This is a genomic window from Psychromonas arctica (assembly GCF_036697365.1).
Classification (GTDB): Bacteria; Pseudomonadota; Gammaproteobacteria; order Enterobacterales; family Psychromonadaceae; genus Psychromonas; species Psychromonas arctica_A.
In genome coordinates this window covers 83,511-104,510 of the sequence record NZ_JBAHZA010000002.1, presented here as the reverse complement: position 1 = coordinate 104,510, position 21,000 = coordinate 83,511, and the positions used below count along the sequence as shown (strand labels likewise).

The window sequence follows — 21,000 nt, the reverse complement described above, 5'->3', positions numbered from 1 at the left end:
TTTAGATCTCTTTTCTATACTGAATAAACATTGTTTTACTGATTAAAAAGTAGCAAAGGTATCGCTATAAAACCAATATTAAAAAGTACTTAATAATAGGATTAAAGCCTACAAACTGATCATTAATATAGTTATAATGACCGGATAATGAATTAATAATCTTTACAATCACTTATGATTATTTTTAATAAAGGATTGGTAAATTATTTTAAGGCTATTGAAAAGCTTAAAAATAGCAAACCACATAAAAGCGAGGCTTTATGTTAGCAAAACGAATTATTCCATGTTTGGATGTAAAAGATGGACAGGTTGTTAAAGGTGTTCAATTTCGTAATCATGAAATCGTCGGCGATATCGTTCCACTTGCTAAACGCTACGCTGAAGAAGGCGCAGACGAACTAGTATTTTACGATATTACAGCTAGTTCTGACGACAGAGTAGTTGATAAAAGTTGGGTTAGCAGAGTTGCTGAAGTCATTGATATTCCATTCTGTGTTGCAGGCGGTATCAAAACAGAAGAAGATGCAAAACGCATCTTACAATTTGGAGCAGATAAAGTATCTATTAATAGCCCTGCTCTAGCGGACCCAAGTCTTATCAATCGTCTAGCTGAAAAGTTCGGTACTCAATGTATCGTTATTGGCATTGACTCTTATTTCGATGAAGAAACAGGCCAACATCAAGTAAAACAATTTACAGGTAATGAAGCTGCTACAGTAACAACCAAGTGGAATACATTTGATTGGATAAAAGAAGTACAATCACGTGGTGCCGGTGAAATAGTGTTAAACGTAATGAACCAAGATGGTGTTCGTTGCGGATACGATGTTGATCAACTTTCTCAAGCACGAGCAATTTGTAATGTACCATTAATTGCATCAGGTGGTGCAGGTGAAATGAGTCACTTTGCAGATGTATTCAATGTAGCTGATGTAGACGGCGCATTAGCAGCCAGTGTATTCCACAAACAAATAATTAATATTGGTGAGTTAAAATCTTACCTTAAAACAGAAAAGGTAGAGATACGTTTATGAGTTTAATGAAAGAAGAACAACTAGCAACTTTAGATTGGGCAAAAGTAGATAATTTAATGCCTGTTATTGTCCAAAACCAAGTTTCTGGAAAAGTACTAATGCTAGGTTATGTTAATGAAGAGTCATTAGCAGCAACACTTGAATCTGGTAAAATGACCTTTTTTAGCCGCACTAAACAACGTCTATGGTGTAAAGGCGAACAGTCAGGTAATTTTTTAAATGTTGTTGAAATAAGTTCTGACTGTGACAATGACACATTACTAGCAATCGTTAATCCAATCGGTCCAACTTGTCATTTAGGTAATGAGACTTGTTTCAAAAATGAACAAGAACCTTCATTAAGCTTTATCTCTGATTTAGAGCAAGTTATCAAAAGCCGTAAAGGTGCTGATCCAAAGAGTAGTTATACTGCTAGTTTGTATGCACGCGGTACAAAACGCATCTCTCAAAAAGTTGGAGAAGAAGGTGTTGAAGTTGCACTAGCTGCAATGGCTAAAGATATGGATGAGTTAACCTGTGAAAGTGCTGACTTGTTATATCACCTAACCGTGTTGCTACAAAACGAAGGTTTGTCACTAGCAGATGTTGCTGCTAAATTGGCTGAGCGCCACAGCAAGTAACAAACCTCTTATACAAAAAACCGCTAATAGAAACTATTAGCGGTTTTTTTATGCTTAAAATAAATGTAAGTTATGAAGTTTGCTTTCTGCGCCATAACATAAAGCCTAACAAAGCAGTCAGTAATACAAGCATCGAATTGGGAGCAGGCACAGCTACTGGATCTGTTGAACCATTACCTTGTGCATTATAGTTTATTACGCCACTAAATAAGGCGTCATGCACTTCTCCATTTTGTTCAAAGTTATTTACCACCACAGAACCTTCGATAGGAGTTGCGTTTGTTAAGTCCGCAAAAGGCGCAAGTACACTACCATTGATTTGTTTAACTAAATCAATTTCAGTTGCTTCAAAGAAATTCCAAATGATGTTTTCACGAAATGCATCAGTAGTGATGTTACCAACTGCATTTCCTAAGCTTGCATCATTGATGGTTTCCCCTGAAACATTAATAACAATAGCAGAAGGTGATTGACCATTCAGGTCGACATCATATTGCTGCACTAAATTATTCTCAAAGAACTCTTCCGAAGTAATATTAAAAACAGCTAATTCAGAACCGACTGAATCGCCTACTTCAAATGAGCCAGCAGATGGTTGACCATTTGTAGAAGTCAGTAAGCTAGAGTTGACAGCTAACTCAGATAAAAAGCCAGAGAAATTAATAAATTCAGATTTAATTAGATCGAAGTCATATGCTGACGCATCATTTGATACCGAATTAGCATTAATGTTGCCGTTACTATTACCTGCAATAATGACATCATGTCCATTAGCGTTAACTGTGGTGCCTGTTGTTAAATCACCACCTACGACTAACACACTGCCAACAGATGAATCGTTTTGAGGTAAATGAATACCGTAATTAGAAGTAGATCCTGATAGGTCACCAGATATGATCGTTTTACCTTCAACCTCACCACTTGAAGTTAAATCATTTAGAACAACAAGATTATATTCATTTAACGTCTCTATTGGTCCGGCTAAACTGATAGGTGTATAACTGGCTAAAGCAAATGCTATTAATGTGGTTACTTTATTCATATATGGTCTCAAAGTTAAAATAAAAATTCATGTGTTTATATGCAATTATCTCGCCAAAACTATAAGTGATTGAAATATAAGTGCTTATTGACTACCCATAAAGTAGTTAACCCTAAAGTGTTAATTAAATCGACATGATTAATATTAAAATTTACTTAACCATCGTATTCTTTTAATGTTTTTTGCTGCTATATAAAGAAAACCATAAACAATAAAGTATTGTGTTTATACCAATTACATTAAAATTTATTTAAACTTGGCACTGAAAAAATTAAGTTCAGATATGCCTACATGCACTATATACGTAAATCAAAACGTCAAATTTCCTATTTTAACAAGGAAGGTAATTAAGGAATTTGTTTAGATTGCTATCATTATCAGCATAAAATATTTGAGCGTAGATAAAAATAATGGCCTAAGCCGGTACGCCTTTTAAGTTAATTGTATAATGATAGGTAGGTAATGAAAAAGTATTACTACCTCGTGGAGAGGTAGTAATGCGCAAATTAGTGCTGTTTTAGCGCCCTTTTCACAAAGGCTTGTGTACGTTTATGCTGTGGGTTAGTAAAGATTTGTTGCGGAGCACCCTGCTCTACTATGTATCCATCTTCCATGAAAATAACCCGATCTGCGACCTCTTTTGCAAATTGCATTTCATGAGTTACTACAATCATGGTTTGCTTTTCAAATGCTAATTGCTTCATCACTGCGAGCACTTCATCTACCCATTCCGGATCCAAAGCAGAAGTAGGTTCATCAAATAAAATAACCTCCCCCTTTGCAGCCATAGCCCTTGCAATACCAACACGCTGCTGTTGGCCTCCTGATAATTGAGAAGGATAAACATCAAGTTTTTCAGCCAAACCTACTTTAACTAAAATTGTTTCGGCAGTTGATAACGCTTCTTGCTTGGGTGTTTTCCAAACAGTAATTAAACTTTCAGCTACATTTTGTAACGCTGTTTTGTTAGCAAATAAAGAGTAATTTTGAAAAACAAAACTACTTTGTTTACGTAATTCGGTTATATCTTTAGCTTTATGATCTACAGCATCGATACTCGCAGGCCCAATAGTAATTTTGCCTGTGGTTGGTGTTTCAAGGTAATTTAAACAACGGAGTAATGTTGATTTACCAGTGCCTGATGGGCCGATAATAACCACAATTTCGCCCTTTGCTACTTCAAAGTTAATCTCTTTGAGTACTGCTAAATCACCAAATTTCTTACTTAACTGAGACACGTTGATCATGATTAATAGGCCTTATTAAGTTTATATTCTAATAAATGTTGGATACGAGTAAAGAAGATAACTACTACCCAATAAATTACCGCAACGGCTAAAAAGCTTTCAAAGAATTTAAAGCTAGATGATGCTTCCATTTGTGCTTTAGCCATAATCTCAGCGACACCAAGTGTGAAAGCCAAAGAAGTGCTTTTAATCATATCAATAAAGTAATTCATTAAAGATGGTGTAGCTACACGGGAGGCTTGAGGCAATATGATGCGTTTCATTGCTTGTAAACGTGTCATACCGATACTTAAACATGCTTCCATTTGAGATTTATCTATTCCCAAAATAGCAGCTCGTATACTTTCTGCCATGTAAGCAGAAAAATGTAATGACAAACCGATAACTGCGGCAGTAAATGCATCCATGCCAACAAAGATAGGCATGAACTGTGGGAAACCATAATACAAAAGGAAAAGCTGTACTAATAAAGGTGTGCCACGGAAAAATGAAATATACAATGATGCTAGGTGTTGTATAAAAGCAATTTTAAATACTCGCACTAAAGCTAGGCCTAGCGCGAGTATTAATGCAAATAAGAACCCCCAAAGTGCCATTTCCATTGTTACCCCAAGATACTTCAGTAAAATGGGCATTAATTCAATTATGTATTGAAGATCAAAAGAACTTTGCATAAAAACGACTCTTTAAGGATTAATATTATTGTGTAATGTCTGTACCGAACCACTTATCTGAAATTTCAGCTAATTTTCCATCAGTACGCATAGATGCTAATGCAGTATTAACTTGATCACGAATAGCCAGTTGAGATGGTTTATTTAAGAATGGCATTGCATTTTTAATTTCTTCAAAAGGATGACCAGCAAGTTGCAGTGGTAAACCAGCTTCTTTGATTAATTGCACAGAAGAAACGCGGTCCATTACAAATGCATCAGCACGACCAAGGGCAACATCTTGCTCAATACCTGTATCGTAAGTCACGATGTTAATTTCGTTTTTAGTATCAAACTTACGTAGTACTTCTTCAAAGTTACTACCTAGGTTAACGGCAACTTTTTTACCTTTTAAGTCTTCGATACCTTGAATATCATCACGACCTTTACGAACAGTTACCTGAACACCATCTATAACGTAAGGTGTTGAGAATGCATATTTTGCACTACGCGCTTCAGTAATAGTGATTTGATTAGAGATAGTATCAATATGACCAGCTTCTAACATACCAAATAAACCCGAGAAGCTAGCCGTTACAAATTCAACTTTGTAATCAGAACGTTTTGCGATTTCATTCCATACATCCACTTCAAAGCCTTGTAGTTTATCTTGCTTAGAGAAAGTGAATGGGAAGTAACGACCAGACATACCAACTTTAACTGTTTCTTGTGCAAATGCCGGAACAGTCAATAAGCTACTTGCAGCAACAAAAGCAATCAGCGCTTTTTTAAAAAATAATTTCATAGTAATCCCTATTTAGGTAATGTTTCCAATATGCTAATTAAGATCCATCTATTTTCAGTAGCAAGATAATTACCTTTAACAACTAAAAATAACGTTTAATTATCGTTATTGGTGGTAAACCAATCACACTGTTTTACCGATCTTTTTAATGGATAAAAACTTAATTTATTCGCTGTAAGTTTCATATAAAGAATGACTATTTAACTCAACTTACAGTTCGAATAAAACCATCGTTCCCAGCAATATTTAGATCAGATATTTAATATAATTGGTATCAGTTATAGTAAAAGTCATTAAACGCATTTAATGAGATAATTATTATTCCAATAATCACATTAATTTGTTCATACAATGGGAAAGACTAATACTAAAAAGTAACCCTAACTGACGTACGCAAGGCAATTGTTATTATTAATACAATCTTTGTTCATTAAACAAACTAACGAATTATTTATCAGAAAAACAGACCAATTCTACCGTAAAATCAATGTTTAAATCACCAAAATTATTGATTCTAAAGTAAAACAAAGCCATTCAACCGGAAATGTGTTGCGAATAGTAAACTACTCTTGTAGCCCTGTCGTTTAAGATTTTATAACTTAATGTTATATAATAGAGACTTAGCTGATGATCTTTAGTGAATAGAGCAGTTTTTCAGCAACTAACCAATGGCAATGTAATCAGCATGATTTTTTATTCGGGAAATCCAAGCAAGAATTGCAGGATAACCATTCAAATTAAAACCACCTTCATAAGCGACATGGGTATAAGCAAATAAACAAATATCTGCAATGGTAAAGTCATCACCCACTAAATAAGGACGTTCTTGTAATGCGACTTCCATGACACCTAACGCTTTATTTCCACCTTCTTGTTTACTTACTAGCTCTTCCAACCTATCACTGGGACTCCCCAAATATTTATGAATAAACCGGGCTACAGCGATATAAGGCTCGTGACTATACTGTTCGAAAAACATCCATTGCATACAGATTGCTTGTTGATACTGTGATTGAGGAAACAACTCGCTTTGCTGTGCTAAAAAATAAAGAATAGCATTAGATTCAGATAGGAATTGATTATCTTCAGTCACTAATAGTGGAATTTTTGCATTAGGGTTCATAGCCAAAAAATGATCGGTTCGAGTCTCTCCTTTTAAAATATCAACTTCTACCCAATCATGTTGTATTTGTAATAAAGCACATAATAATTTCACTTTATAACAGTTACCTGAAAAGCTATCTCCGTAAATGGTTATTGACATACTCTATCCTTAGGGTACCGCAAGTACCGTACAGTTGCATAAATCATCACTTTCAAATGAGGTAGTATCACCTGCAACCAATCCCGGCACAGGAAACACTCTAACTGTTAATGGTTTATTTAATCTGAATGCCATTGTTCCAGTATCTCGCATTAAAGCTGATAGCTTATGGTTTGGTGTATCTCCTGGAATCGGCACTGTATCTAAACCAATGCCGCATACCGCACTGTATGTTAATAATGCACGAATATCAAAATTCGCAGCATGGCTACCCGCTGCTAAGCCACGATCTTCGGTTAGCGCTAACATTAATCCAGAAAATCCCACCAGCGGCATCGTTTCAATAGATTTAAACACTCTGGTTAATAAGGATGAAGCTTCTACTGTGCCGGCAGCACCAAAATACTCAACGCCCATCAACTCATAGACGTTTGTCATACTTGCACAATTTTTAGAGGGAGCGGCCGAGCTATCTATTCCTGCAAAACGGAATAGTTTTTTATCTGAGCTATCAATTATTTGTTGTAATTTATCTACATGTTGTTGTATTTGCAGGACAAGTGCTTGGTAATAACCCTCGTATAGGTCTTTATGTTCAAGTGTTGGATTTAACCTATTAAATGCTTTAAGTGTCGCCACTAATAAATCGGGTGTTTCTAATCCAATTACAAATGTATTCACATGTTCATTATCAACATAACTAGCAGGAAAGTATGGAATAAGTGGTTTGCAATTAAAGTTAACAGTAAAGTTGAAATTACCCTCACCTCTGGGTGTTATTTCACTGATTCTTTGAACCGTTTTTACTGCTTCATCTATTAATCGATTGTCCAATAAGAAGTGCTGGTCAGCTGGAATATTTACACATACATTACATAAATCACCAAACTCATTAATCAATTCAGGAATTAGGTTTAATTCATGTGCTGTTTTAGCTTCTCCAATAGCAAAACGTAGCCTAAGTTCACTGCTCTGAATATTATTTAATATGGTATTGAGTTTGCGCAAATCGCTTTGAGCTGTTTTTAGATTGGTTGTGTCTATATATTCAGAAAAAGCATTAGTGACTATTCGTATAGATTGAACGTGATATCCCTTACCTTTAAACTCTTCAGCTAAAGTTAGACAAAACTGATTCGCTTGGTCGATTAAGTCTGGCCATTTACTTTGGTCAAAATCAAACTTTAGAAAAGTAGTAATAGTCCTAACTTTACACAACGATTTATCTAACAATAGTTCTGGGAGGTGCATCTGGTAGCCTCTATAATGAATAAAGATAATAAATTTGGTCTCACTCACATTATCATAAGTATCAACCAATTAAATATAAAACTATGCGTTAAGAAACATTAATTTAGGTAGATTAGCGTAAATTAAATAACATAGATCTTTATTAGGAATACCTTGTGACATTAAATACCATGCCATTAGGACGCCGCATTAATAGTGTATGTTTTTTATTATATAGCATTACTTTAATTATTAGCGTTCATACTCTTTGGCAAACAAGCTATCAGTCACTACAAATTAGTAACCAACAACAACTTGAACGCTTTAAACGTCACCTAGACAGTCAGTTGGGGCACTATGCGTTTATTCCACAATTAGTATCGCGTCAGGATATTATTTTTAAAGCATTTCAATATCCAAATAATCCATCCGTTATTAAAATGACTAATAAACACTTACAGTCTATCAATCAAATTGTTAGTGCATCAGATACTTATCTTCTGGATAAAAATGGTACTACCATTGCCGCTAGTAATTGGCAAAAAGAAACTACTTTTATAGGCAATAATTTTAGTTTTCGACCTTACTTTAATAAGGCAATACAAGGAGAGCATGCACAATATTTTGCTTTAGGATCTCGATCTGGTAAACGAGGCTATTATTTTTCATATCCAGTGCGAAATGAAATTAACGTTATTGGCGTTATTGTTGTAAAAATGGATTTATCGTTAATCGAGAAAGATTGGGTAGGTAAAGAACAACACTTTTTAGTCACTGATAACGATGGCATCGTGTTTATATCATCCAGAGAAGACTGGCTTTTCCATAGTTTGACTCCTTTATCATTACAAAAAACAGATCTCATTAAACAAGAGCAACGTTATTTACAGCGTATTATCGATCCATTACCGCCTATTTACGGTGACTTAAACAAACAAGCAAATATACTTACACTTGCTAACAAAAGAGCATTCTCTAACTATTATTTATCATTGTTGATTGTTTCCGACGATAATCAATGGACTGTAAGAGTCTTTGCCCCCATTGCACCTATTATCATAGATTTGCTGATCTTAACGCTGATCGTTACATTAGTATATTTACTGCTCTACTTATCGCTAATTTTAATCAAACAACAGCGACACCGTCACCAAGAACAAGCGCGAATAGAGGCTAAAACCAAGCAAACTTTAGAGATGACAGTGTTAGAAAGAACTTCAGCACTACAGGCAGAGATACAGGAAAGACACAAAGCAGAAAGTGCGCTTCGCTCAACACAAAAAGAACTTATACAATCTGCAAAGTTAGCCGTATTAGGACAATTATCCACCAGCATTAGTCATGAATTGAATAATCCGCTATCAGCTATTCGAAGTTATGCTGATAACGCCATCATATTCTTACAAAGAGATAAACTGGACAATGTAAATGAAAACTTAATACGCATTACCTCGTTAACCGAACGCATGGCAAAAATTAGTGCTCAGCTTAAATCCTTCGCAAGAAAAACAGACGGGGAATTACAAATTGTAGCGATACAACCTATTATTTTAGCTGCACAGGAGCTATTAAAAGCACAATTTAACAATCAACATGTAGAACTAACATTAGAGATGCCAAGCAATTTCATTCATGTTAAAGCTGATGCAATTCAACTAGAACAGATCCTCGTTAACTTACTCTCAAATGCCTTACAATCGATGCAACATAGCAAACAAAAGCAAGTCAAAGTGCATCTCAAATGCATAGAAGATAATGCAGTAATAAGCGTACTGGATGTAGGTACAGGTATTGAAATAAATCATCTACCACGCTTATTCGAACCCTTCTTTACTACTAAAGAAACAGGTTTAGGTTTAGGCCTGTCAATTTCTCAACAAATCATCCATAACATGCAAGGTAAGTTAACCGCTCAAAACCGACAAGAGCAAGGAGCAGAATTTACTATTAGCATGCCCATTTACAATACAAAAGAGCAGGTCAATTCAAACATAAAGGAACTAAATCAATGATATTTTTTATTGATGATGAAGATGATATGCGCATCGCTCATCAACAAAGCTTTGCATTAGCTGACATTGAAGCTCAATGTTTTCCTGACGCAGAATCTGCATTAGTCGCAATGCACAGTACATTACCTTTAATGATTATCTCTGATATCCGTTTACCAGGTATAACAGGTTTGCAATTACTGAATACATTGCAGCAAAAAGATGCTGATTTGCCTGTGGTATTAATCACAGGGCATGGTGATATTTCTATGGCAGTGGAAGCAATTAGAAATGGTGCTTATGACTTTATAGAAAAGCCTTTTGCATCCGAAAGATTGATTGAAATAACTCGTAAAGCGATTGAAAAAAGACAACTAACGCTAGAAAACCGTGAATTAAAAAAAGCATTACAAAGTAAAGATACGCTTGGCCCTAGAATCATAGGTAATACGCCTAGCATAAGTGCACTTAAACAGATGATATATCGAGTTGCAGATAGTCATGCCGATATACTTTTATACGGTGAAACCGGAACGGGTAAAGAATTAGTAGCTCGTTCCTTACACGAGCAAAGCCAACGCAGTGATCATAACTTTGTTGCTATAAACTGTGGCGCAGTACCTGAACACTTAATTGAAAGTGAGTTATACGGCCATGAAAAAGGTGCGTTCACTGGTGCTGATTCGCAACGTATTGGTAAATTTGAATATGCACAAGGCGGCACCCTATTTCTAGATGAAATCGAATCCATGCCAATGCAAGCTCAAGTTAGGTTATTACGAGTATTACAAGAACGTACATTGGAAAGAGTAGGATCTAATAAGGCCATTGAGTTAGATATAAGAATTATCGCTGCTACTAAAGTTGATTTAAAAGAAACTGAACACTTCCGACAAGATCTTTACTATCGTTTAAATATGGTTACCTTAGATTTACCGCCATTACGCCAACGTAAAGAAGATATTGCACCTTTATTTCATCACTTCTTATTAGTAGCAGCTGCTCGTTATGGTAAAGCTGCACCAGCATTACCAGCTGATTCGTTACAAGCCTTAATGAGTCATGATTGGCCAGGTAATGTAAGAGAATTAAGAAATGCCGCAGAACGATTTATTTTATTAGGCAGCCTATCGGACTTAAATAACGCCAATAACAACATAAGTGCCGGTTTAAGTTTATCAGAACAAGTTGAAGTTTTTGAGAAAACACTTATTGAACAAGCTTTAAGCCTGAGTAACGGTAGTATTAAAAATACGATGGAAGCATTAACACTACCGAGGAAAACGTTATACGACAAAATGCAAAAATACGGACTACAAAAACAAAATTTTAAAAATGAAGAATAACAATTCTTTAACGCCCCTTATTCTAGGTTTATTAATATAATAACTGACAGATATTAAATATCTTAAAAAGAGGTTAACTATTAATAATAATCAGATTTAGTATAAGAATGCTGGAGTTATCAACTCCAGCATTGGTTAGCAATAAATAAATTAAGTAATGCTACTTAGTGGTTTATCTACTAGCAACTTATTTGGTAATAACTTCAGGTCCCATCATCAAGTTAGGTAACCAAGTTGAAACCGCCGGAACATAAGTAACAATGATCAAAAAGATAAACATAACTCCCACCAACGGTAGAGAAGCTTTAACGACTTTCATCATCGATAATTTAGCAACACCAGCTGTCACAAACAGATTTAACCCAACGGGGGGAGTGATCATCCCTATTTCCATATTTACTACCATCATAATTCCAAGATGTATCGGATCAATACCTAATGCAATAGCAATAGGAAACACTAAAGGTGCGACAATAATTAATAGGCCCGAAGGCTCCATGAATTGACCACCGACCAATAGCAATAGGTTAACAACGATTAGAAACTCAATTGGTCCTAGTCCTGCCGATAACATAGACTCCGTTATCATCTGTGGAATACGCTCTTCTGTTAGCACATGCTTAAGAATTAATGCATTAGCGACAATAAACATCAACATAATCGTTAATTTGCCAGCTTCATAAAGTGTTTTACGTGTATCTTCATGAAAAAGTACATGTAATGCTTTTATTAGATAAGGTTTAGCATTTTTATGTTCAGGCTCTTTTTCAGCTAACGGTCCCATGTCTTTATAAACAAAATTGGAAATAATAAAGGCATATACAGCTGCAACCGCTGCAGCTTCGGTAGGCGTAAATACTCCACCATAAATACCGCCGAGAATAATAACGATAAGTAGCAAGCCCCATCCAGCATCTTTAGCAGCATTGAAGACTTCTGCCCACCCCACAAAAGGTTGCGCAGGAATATTTTTATAACGTGCGTAAATGTAGATAGCTATCATCAACATTAAACCAGCGAGTAAACCGGGTATTACGCCACCTAAAAACATACGGCCAACAGATACGTCTGTTGCAGCCGCGTATACCACCATAACAATTGAAGGTGGAATGAGAATACCCAAAGTACCAGCATTACAAATAACCCCAGCAGCAAACTCTTTGGTATAGCCATTTTTTACCATACCAGCAATAACAATCCCCCCAATCGCTACAACGGTTGCAGGTGATGAACCTGATAAAGCAGCGAACATCATACAAGCCACTACTGATGCCATGGCTAAACCGCCACGCAAAGATCCTACCAATGCAATTGCAAAACGAATAATACGCTTAGCTACTCCGCCAGTGGCCATAAAACTAGAGGCTAAAATAAAGAATGGAATTGCCAATAAGGTGTAATGCCCAGTGAAAGCATTTAGTAATGTTTGTGCAATCGAAGCTAAAGACGCATCAGAATGAATTAATAGAAAAACAATACTAGAAGCACCTAAGGAGATAGCAATAGGTACACCAATTACCATCAAAATAATGACCATAATAAATAGCATTAACATTGCCATTAGTGAAACTCCCTTTTGTTGTTTTTATTCCCTTGTAAAACAATTTGCTCAGAAACATCTTCTGTTTCATGCAAGGCATCGACTTTTTCCTCTGCCTCATGACTCGCAATCATCCTGTCAGTTGAGTTATTAACGATTTGCCAACCTATTTGTAAAAACCTAAAAGTCATTAATGTCATCGACAGTGGCAATGCAAAATAGGGAATAAAACGAGGTAATCTTTCATATCTCTCCCCTTCGTTAAACCAATCTGCTAAAAACTGTAATATTTCAGGCATTGGAATATCTTCTGTTTCATACCAAGCGCGATCAGTAATAAAAGGTACCCAGTAATTCCAAGAGCCAATCAATAATGAGATAGAAAAGAATAAACAAGCCGAGACAGTCAATAGTGCACAAGCCTTTTTAAATCCTAGAGGAACCAGATTAATCACTACATCTACACCAATATGTGAATGCTTTTTCACCCCATATGACGCCCCTACTAATACCATCCAAGCAAACATAAACACTGTCAGCTCTAATGCCCATAATATGTTGTCATTAAATACATAACGAACAATCACATTGGCAAAAGTTAATAGTGTCATTAACCCTAAAAATGCAGCAATCAGTGTTTCTTCAATATGATCAGTGATCTTTCCAATTTTAGTAAACAATGTATTCGCCATTAATAACTCCTTGTTTAATGACAATCTAAAATAGTGGCATCCTTGTTAAGCAGATAACGAAGGATGCCGTTGAAAAGATTACTGATTGTTAGATGCTTGAGCAGCTTCAAGTAAATCGCTACCAATATCTTTTTCAAACTTCTTCCAAACAGGTTTTAAAGCCGTTACCCATTGTTGACGTTGTTCAGCTGTTAAAGGACGTACAGTACCGCCTGCTTTAATAATGTTTTGCTTATTTTCCTCGTTCACCGCAATAGACTCACCATTACGTACCTCTGTGACTTCACGTAAAATGGTAGCAAGCTGATCACGCATGTCTTCAGGTAACCCATCCCACCAATCGCCAGATGTCACCACTAAGTAATCTAGAATGCCATGATTACTCTCCGTCACACCATCTTGTACTTCAAAGAACTTCTTGCCGTAAGTGTTTGACCATGTGTTCTCTTGACCGTCAATAACTTTAGTTTGCAGGCCGCCATAAACCTCTTTAAATGACATTTTTTGTGGGTTTGCACCTAATTGCTCAAATTGAGCGACTAAAACATCAGAAGCTTGAACGCGAAATTTAAGTCCTTTCGCATCATCAGGGACTAATAATGGTTTATTGGCTGACAATTGTTTCATTCCGTTATGCCAAAACTCTAAGCCTTTTAGACCACGACGATTCATGGCATTCTTTAACTTGTCGCCCGCTTCTGAGTTTTGGAAGCGATCAACTGCCGCAACATCATCAAACAAGAATGGCAAATCAAAAATACGGTACTTCTTAGTAATTTTTTCAAACTTAGATAATGAAGGTGCTGCTAACTGCACATCTCCATTTAACAATGCTTCTAAAACTTGGTTGTCATCATATAAGGTAGAATTTGGAAAAACTTGCATACAGGCTTTACCGTTCATTTCTTCATTCACACGTTTTTCTAATAATGAAGCAGCAACTCCTTTAGGATGCTTATCTGCATTGGTAACATGACTAAATTTAATAACCATTTCACCAGGATCACAATTAGCATAAGCCTGTGTACCTGATAGTAATGCAGCGCTACAAAGTGAGATGACAGTGAATTTTTTTAACATGTGAAGCTCCTATATCCGTATGATGCGCATCAATGCGCGGCTTTTATTGACGACCTTATCGGCCATAAATATTGTTAACGTAAAACAGATATAGCAATGCATAGGCCAATATTCATAAACTTAGCATTGGCGGTGTTTCTGAGGATATTTAGAAAAAATAAAGCGCTTCAACGATAGAGTAATGGGTGGAAGTTCACCCATATAAAATAGCCTAATGAGTCATAATCCATCATTATTAAATCAGTAATGAACGAAATAATACCAATCACACTAATTAACTGATCTATTTCACTTGTTAAAACAACTTATTTCTTCGTTGTAATTTTCGCAAATAGAACAACTATTTAACTTAAATTACGCCTTGAACTCAGTCATTTTTCCGGCGTAAAATTTAGATCACTTATTTAATGTAATTGGTATAAGTTTAAATTATAAACAATAAAAAAGGCCACCGAAGCGACCTTAGATAGGATAACGATTATTAATTTCGGTTTTAGCTATTACGCTGTTTACGTCTCGCACTAACTAAACCAATTAATCCCATTGCAAAAACAGCAAGTGTTGTTGGCTCAGGAACTGAAGTTGTTGCACTAGTGAAATCAATATTACTGATAGCACCAGAGCCGAAAAAGTTTATTTCAATTGAGTAAACATCAGCTACATCAAAGTACAAACGATCCCAGGTATTATTACCACCCGTGTAAGGTGTGTAAAACTCATCAATATTCAGTTCATCACCGTCGATATCAAATAAATGAATAGCATTGTTACTTGTTGCTTCGTCATATTCAACATCAAAGAAGTCGATACTGTTTAATGTAACACTCTCAGAAAAATCGATCGTGAAATATCCAGCAGGACGGCTTCCTTCATCATCAGGATTACTACAAGTAGATGCATCACATGTACTTGGTGTTTCATGAATAACTAATACATTCCCAGGATTAGAAGTACCTAAACTAGGGTTGTTTATATTAGTAAAAGGTGACTCTAAGTCAGGATCAGCGGTATTATTTAAAGTAGTATCAAATACAACTGCTAGATTAGATTCATTTTTATCAACATTATAACCATTAAAAGTTACACCATAAGATGATGAGTACTCATCATCTACACGTGTCCCATTGTCTAACTCATCAAATGTGATAGTCGTTGCCGAGGCAAGTGGTGCTACCACAGTTGATGCTAATATCATCCAATATTTAAAACTCATCGTTTCTCCTTAACGTTATTATTATTTCCATAATAGTGACATTATTTTTTATCATTATCCCAGAAATAATTATATCTCGCTTAACTTCAAATCCTTATATATCAATAGTAATAATTATTTAATAAAAATTGATTATTTCTATTAAATTCAAGGATTAAGCAAAGAAATTACCCCGATGAGTTTGATTATTAATTAACTTAAGTTATGAATATAGTCGTTGTGCTTTTAATAATGCACCAAAGACTACAGAGCTGAATGCATCTGCCACATTTATTTCAACATCAGGGTAACGCTGCCCTAATGCTTGTTGCACCAGAGGAGATAATCCCATGCCTCCAGTTAAGTAGATTATTTCAGGTACTTTACCTGCTTCAGTTATCGCTTCATCGATCATTACAAACATTTTGTCCAACCAATTAATCATAGTATCTGAAACGTGTTGACGCTCTACTGATAATTGCAAGGTACTTTCAATAAATGCCAGTGATAGATCAGTTTGTGATTTGTCGCTCAGGTTGATCTTTGCAGATTCAATCGCATGCATAAGTTGGTGTGTTAAGCGTTGTTTTTGAACACGCTGTAAACGCATTAACGGTAATGGATCTTCACTTTCGAAAATATACTCTGAAATCAATTTAGCGCGGGCTGGAGAATAAAACTCTCCCATTAAAGGGATATTATCAATATCGTAAACACCTGAAAATAACATATTAGGTATAGCTCGCCCTGTGTCGGTTCTACCACCACGGCCAAATAACGGAGAAACGATCCCTGCTGCTAATGACTTATCAGACACAATACCACCTTGTCTTATGCCTTTAGTTGCAAAAATATCATTAGACCTATCAAGATGATTTGCTTTCTCTTGACTTAATTGACAGAAAGTAACGTCTGAAGTACCACCGCCCAAATCGACAACCATTGCATCTGTTGTTTGATCAATACTTTGCTCAAAGTGATAAGCAGCCGCTAAAGGTTCGTGAATAAAATCAACTTCAGTAAAACCGACTTTGTGTGCCGCACGTAACATAAGGGCTTCTGCTTGCTTATTTCCCAGTTCACCCATGGTTGAATGGTAGTTAACTGGTCGAGCAATCACGGCTTTAGTAATCTCTTGTAATAATTGCTTTTCAGCACATTGTTTTAAATAAGATAAAAAGCGTACCACTAGGATTTCAAAACTATCCAACAAACGCTTTGGAATTTTGGCTCCAAGGAAGTTTTTAGGGCTATTAACATACCTTCCTTCATGCGGTGTTTCTAGGAAGGCATTAAACCCACGTTCGCCAAATAGAATCTCCCCAGCAGCTAACATATCGTTCAATGTTTGTTCATTGGCTTTCGCATCATGGCTATCTGTACCCGATTCATCCTGTGCTAAATAAATTGCAGAGCGTATTTTATATGGGTTTTCACTGTTTTCATCAACAACAATTAAGGTCGGTAAATTATCCACCAATGCGGCAACCGCACAGTTACTTGTTCCAAAATCGATTCCAATAAAATCAGCTGTCATAATGCTTCCTAATGCTAAAAATAAAAGAGCGAGATATTACCTTATCCAATCCTAAATACATACATTTCAAGCTTTAAATAGAACAAACCAGACCCTGTTCGCCGAATTCATACACAAAATTAATGAATTAAAATAGTGGTTATATTGAACACGCCCTTTTTCAGTGCACTTTTGACTTTTTTTTGTCTATTTGGTGCGAAACCACCTACCCCTAAGAGTAATCAATAGAGAAATAACGCCTAATTCATTGATTAATAAGTATTAATTAATAGTGGCACTCATTGTGCTATATATTCCACAAGATAGAGCCTGTTAATTAAATGTTAAAATGGATTTTAATGGAGATAATTACATGGATGCGTTAACTAATACTGATCATAAACTCGCTGTGTTGTTAATTGAAGATAACCCAAGTGAATATTCTGAATTAAAAAATTACCTGACTCACCTTAACTTTAATATCGTGTTACATATTAATACTGATCAAATTATCTCGACAGTTTGCAAAAACACGCTAGCAGACATAGTGATCATTAATACAGATACTCCCAGTGCAAGAACATTACAAGAGCTCACAGATATCGACAACAAATGTCCTCTGCCAGTATTAGTATTTGCAAAACAAGATGCTCGAGAAATGATTCAATCAACCCTAAAAGCTGGCGTTAGTGCATATATTGTTGGTGAAATAAAAGAAAGTCGCTTACGTTGTTTAATAGAAGTGGCTATCGAACGGTTTAAACAACGTCAATCATTATTATCAGAACTGAAAAAAACTAAGACACAATTAGCAGATAGAAAAATAGTTGAGAAAGCGAAAGGTTATATTATGCAAGAAAAGCAAATAACCGAACAACAAGCATTTAAACTATTAAGAAATATGGCAATGAATAATGGACAGTCATTAGCTACCGTTTCGAAAAATATCATCGAAGTTTATCACATGCTCGAACATGACATAAAATAACCGCAAAGCATGAAATAAAAAGTTTTTACCCAATGGCTTTGTTATCAATGGTGATAACAAAGTTAAAAATAGCCTTTACACCTAGTGAAGGATAAAAAGCATAAACAATGACGTTTATGTGTTAAAGAGCAACGGCGCTCATTAATTACCTGACTTGCTTAGGTGATTGATGAGCGCTTTTTTTTGCATAAAAAACGACTATACAATAAAAGGATTTTTATAATGAGTTGGATCAAACCAGTCAAGTTTGTCGCTAAAAAGCTAGCATTAAGCATCGCTATTTCGGCAACCGTTATCTCTTATTCACAAGCTGAAAAAATAGGCTATCCAGAAAAAGAGGAACTGAAATTTGGTTTTATTAAATTAACCGATATGGCACCGATTGCGATTGCTTACGAAAATGGTTACTTCGAGGATGAAGGGCTATACGTAACAATAGAAGCACAAGCAAACTGGAAAGTCCTATTAAATGGCTTAATCGATGGTAGTTTAGATGGCGCGCACATGTTAGCTGGCCAACCAATTGCAGCAACTATGGGCTTTGGTACTAAAGCACATATTATCACCCCTTTTTCAATGGATTTAAATGGTAATGCAATTACTGTTTCAAATGAAATCTGGGAAAAAATGAAGCCAAACATTCCTAAACAAGCTGATGGTAAACCTGTTCACCCTATTAAAGCGGACGCTTTAAAACCGGTAGTAGAATCATACAAAGCGGAAGGTAAACCATTTAATTTAGGTATGGTATTCCCAGTGTCAACGCATAACTATGAATTAAGATATTGGCTAGCAGCTGGTGGTATCCACCCAGGTTTTTACGCGCCACATAAAGGTGATACTAGCGGTCATATTGATGGCGATGCCATCCTATCTGTAACGCCACCACCTCAAATGCCTTCTACTCTAGAAGCAGGCACTATCTACGGTTACTGTGTTGGTGAACCATGGAATCAACAAGCAGTATTTAAAGGTATTGGTGTACCGGTAGTAACTGATTACGAAATTTGGAAAAACAATCCAGAAAAAGTATTTGGTTTAACTGCTGAGTTTGCTGAAAAATACCCAAATACTACCATTCGTTTAACACGCGCACTTATTCGAGCTGCTATGTGGTTGGATGAAAATGACAATGCTAACCGCCCTGCAGCTGTGAAGATCCTTTCACAATCTAACTACGTTGGTGCTGATTATGAAGTTATTGCAAACAGTATGACGGGTACATTTGAATACGAAAAAGGCGATAAACGTGACGTGCCCGATTTCAACGTATTCTTTAGACACAATGCAACCTACCCATACTACTCTGATGCAATTTGGTATTTAACACAAATGCGTCGTTGGGGGCAGATTTCAGAACAAAAATCAGATGAATGGTACAAAGACTTAGCGAAAAAAGTTTACCGTCCAGATATCTATAAAGTCGCAGCACAATCACTAATTGATGAAAAAATGGCTGATGCAAAAGACTTCCCTGATTTTGATACTGAAACAGGTTATCGAGCACCACAGCAACACTTTATTGATGATTTAGTTTACGACGGTAATACACCAAACGCTTACATTGATGCATTTGAAATTGGACTTAAAAAGAGCGACAAGCTTTAAATTTAGTCTAATCAAAATGTTAAACAGTTAAGAAAGTATTACCCATCACGCTGAGTTAATTCTGCTTATTTGCTTAGTGTGATGAATTTAAAACTTAGGCTACACCAATGGTGGTGTGAGCCTAAGCAAAAAGCGTTAAACAAGGAATAGTTATAATGACGACTAGCTCAGTAAGTAGCAAATTAGATCTTTCATCGGCAAAAAGCGCAAAGCTTCAACAATTTGTCAAAGCAACCACCAAAATGCTTGCTCTACCACTATTAGGTATAATGATATTTTTATTATTGTGGAGTATTGCGGCAAAAAACATACATACTTCATTAGGTGAATTCCCAGGACCCAATGCAGTACTTAACCAATTTAATTCACTTTATAATGAACACACAGCAGAAAGAGAAAAAGCAGATAAATTTTATGAACGCCAAGAAGTGCGTAATGCTAAACGAGTCGAAGCAGATCCTACTTACCAACCTAAAGTAAGAAAATATACGGGTAAAGAAACCTTCTTAGATCAAATCATTACAAGTTTAATAACAGTAACCAGTGGCTTCTTATTGGCCGCTATCATTGCCATTCCACTGGGTATCGCAATGGGCTTAAGCAAAAACCTTAACTCTGCTATTAATCCTATTATTCAAATATTTAAACCAGTATCACCATTAGCTTGGTTACCTTTAGTGACCATGGTGGTCAGTGCACTTTATGTTTCGAACGACCCATTGGTATCAAAGTCATTTGTTAATTCATTATTAACAGTAACCCTATGTAGTTTATGGCCTATGGTGATCAATACGTCTATCGGTGTTTCATCACTTGACCAAGACTTAAAAAATGTAAGTCGCGTTTTACGTTTACCCATTTTAACGCACATCAGAAAAATTGTATTACCCGCTTCTGTACCAATGATATTTACCGGAATGCGTTTGTCTTTCGGTGTCGCTTGGATGGTATTAATTGCAGCAGAAATGTTGGCACAAAACCCAGGCTTAGGAAAATTTGTATGGGATGAATTCCAAAATGGTAGTTCGGATTCACTGGCTCGTATTATGGCGGCAGTGATTGTTATTGGTTTCATTGGTTTTATCTTAGATAGAGGCATGCTACAGCTACAACGCCTTGCATCTTGGGATAAATCAGCAACAACAGTTTAGG

At 35.9% G+C, this 21,000-nt stretch carries 18 protein-coding genes; 7 read left to right on the top strand and 11 right to left on the bottom strand.

Annotated elements, in window-relative coordinates; genetic code table 11:
* The first annotated feature begins 260 nt into the window (after positions 1 to 260).
* Positions 261 to 1,034, top strand: a complete 774-nt coding sequence (hisF, locus tag V5290_RS02540) for an imidazole glycerol phosphate synthase subunit HisF (protein WP_333381504.1) — start codon at positions 261 to 263, stop codon at positions 1,032 to 1,034.
* A complete protein-coding gene (hisIE, locus tag V5290_RS02535; protein WP_333381501.1) occupies positions 1,031 to 1,654 on the top strand; it encodes a bifunctional phosphoribosyl-AMP cyclohydrolase/phosphoribosyl-ATP diphosphatase HisIE in 624 nt (207 codons plus the stop codon). Before hisF ends, hisIE begins: the two co-directional genes overlap by 4 nt.
* A 70-nt stretch (positions 1,655 to 1,724) precedes the next feature.
* Here the strand turns inward: hisIE and V5290_RS02530 are convergent, their stop codons facing one another.
* From V5290_RS02530 to V5290_RS02505, 6 genes are all read right to left on the bottom strand, one after another.
* The gene (locus V5290_RS02530; protein ID WP_333381498.1) at positions 1,725 to 2,696 is read right to left on the bottom strand and encodes a choice-of-anchor A family protein; all 972 of its coding nucleotides are present in this window, start codon (positions 2,694 to 2,696) and stop codon (positions 1,725 to 1,727) included.
* A 506-nt stretch (positions 2,697 to 3,202) separates the two neighbouring features.
* Entirely contained in the window at positions 3,203 to 3,943 is a 741-nt protein-coding gene (locus tag V5290_RS02525) for an amino acid ABC transporter ATP-binding protein (RefSeq protein WP_333381495.1), read from the bottom strand.
* Between the two features lie 2 nt (positions 3,944 to 3,945).
* Complete coding sequence (locus V5290_RS02520; protein ID WP_333381493.1) at positions 3,946 to 4,617, bottom strand: amino acid ABC transporter permease; 672 nt, start codon at positions 4,615 to 4,617, stop codon at positions 3,946 to 3,948.
* Positions 4,618 to 4,642: 25 nt separating this feature from the next.
* The gene (locus V5290_RS02515; RefSeq protein WP_333381490.1) at positions 4,643 to 5,401 is read right to left on the bottom strand and encodes an amino acid ABC transporter substrate-binding protein; all 759 of its coding nucleotides are present in this window, start codon (positions 5,399 to 5,401) and stop codon (positions 4,643 to 4,645) included.
* Between the two features lie 661 nt (positions 5,402 to 6,062).
* Positions 6,063 to 6,659 carry a glutathione S-transferase family protein gene (locus V5290_RS02510; protein ID WP_333382146.1) on the bottom strand — a complete coding sequence of 199 codons (597 nt, stop codon included), beginning with the start codon at positions 6,657 to 6,659 and terminating at the stop codon, positions 6,063 to 6,065.
* Positions 6,660 to 6,674: 15 nt separating this feature from the next.
* Positions 6,675 to 7,916, bottom strand: a complete 1,242-nt coding sequence (locus V5290_RS02505; RefSeq protein WP_333381488.1) for a DUF711 family protein — start codon at positions 7,914 to 7,916, stop codon at positions 6,675 to 6,677.
* A gap of 155 nt (positions 7,917 to 8,071) precedes the next feature.
* Between V5290_RS02505 and V5290_RS02500 the strand changes: the two genes are divergently transcribed.
* On the top strand, positions 8,072 to 9,907 hold the full coding sequence (locus V5290_RS02500) for a sensor histidine kinase (RefSeq protein ID WP_333381485.1): 1,836 nt from the start codon (positions 8,072 to 8,074) through the stop codon (positions 9,905 to 9,907).
* The gene (locus V5290_RS02495; RefSeq protein ID WP_333381481.1) at positions 9,904 to 11,232 is read left to right on the top strand and encodes a sigma-54 dependent transcriptional regulator; all 1,329 of its coding nucleotides are present in this window, start codon (positions 9,904 to 9,906) and stop codon (positions 11,230 to 11,232) included. Before V5290_RS02500 ends, V5290_RS02495 begins: the two co-directional genes overlap by 4 nt.
* 187 nt (positions 11,233 to 11,419) lie before the next feature.
* Here the strand turns inward: V5290_RS02495 and V5290_RS02490 are convergent, their stop codons facing one another.
* From V5290_RS02490 to V5290_RS02470, 5 genes are all read right to left on the bottom strand, one after another.
* Entirely contained in the window at positions 11,420 to 12,793 is a 1,374-nt protein-coding gene (locus V5290_RS02490) for a TRAP transporter large permease (RefSeq protein ID WP_333381478.1), read from the bottom strand.
* Positions 12,793 to 13,464: a TRAP transporter small permease gene (locus V5290_RS02485; RefSeq protein WP_333381475.1), complete on the bottom strand. Its 672-nt coding sequence runs from the start codon at positions 13,462 to 13,464 to the stop codon at positions 12,793 to 12,795. The genes V5290_RS02490 and V5290_RS02485 overlap by 1 nt, the downstream gene beginning before the upstream one ends.
* Positions 13,465 to 13,542: 78 nt before the next feature.
* On the bottom strand, positions 13,543 to 14,544 hold the full coding sequence (locus V5290_RS02480; RefSeq protein ID WP_333381471.1) for a TRAP transporter substrate-binding protein: 1,002 nt from the start codon (positions 14,542 to 14,544) through the stop codon (positions 13,543 to 13,545).
* Positions 14,545 to 15,037: 493 nt separating this feature from the next.
* Positions 15,038 to 15,757 carry a PEP-CTERM sorting domain-containing protein gene (locus tag V5290_RS02475; RefSeq protein WP_333381469.1) on the bottom strand — a complete coding sequence of 240 codons (720 nt, stop codon included), beginning with the start codon at positions 15,755 to 15,757 and terminating at the stop codon, positions 15,038 to 15,040.
* A 202-nt stretch (positions 15,758 to 15,959) separates the two neighbouring features.
* Positions 15,960 to 17,273, bottom strand: coding sequence for an Hsp70 family protein (locus V5290_RS02470; protein ID WP_333381466.1), 1,314 nt, complete (start codon positions 17,271 to 17,273; stop codon positions 15,960 to 15,962).
* 352 nt (positions 17,274 to 17,625) lie between these two features.
* Here V5290_RS02470 and V5290_RS02465 point away from each other — a divergent pair, with 352 nt between their 5' ends.
* The 3 genes from V5290_RS02465 to V5290_RS02455 all read left to right on the top strand — a co-directional run bounded on the left by V5290_RS02465 (position 17,626) and on the right by V5290_RS02455 (position 20,999).
* The gene (locus V5290_RS02465) at positions 17,626 to 18,240 is read left to right on the top strand and encodes an ANTAR domain-containing response regulator (protein ID WP_333381463.1); all 615 of its coding nucleotides are present in this window, start codon (positions 17,626 to 17,628) and stop codon (positions 18,238 to 18,240) included.
* Between the two features lie 222 nt (positions 18,241 to 18,462).
* Complete coding sequence (locus tag V5290_RS02460) at positions 18,463 to 19,848, top strand: CmpA/NrtA family ABC transporter substrate-binding protein (RefSeq protein ID WP_333381461.1); 1,386 nt, start codon at positions 18,463 to 18,465, stop codon at positions 19,846 to 19,848.
* A 155-nt stretch (positions 19,849 to 20,003) separates the two neighbouring features.
* Positions 20,004 to 20,999 (top strand): ABC transporter permease, encoded by a 996-nt coding sequence (locus tag V5290_RS02455; RefSeq protein ID WP_333381458.1) that lies wholly within the window; start codon positions 20,004 to 20,006, stop codon positions 20,997 to 20,999.
* Position 21,000 lies beyond the last annotated feature (1 nt).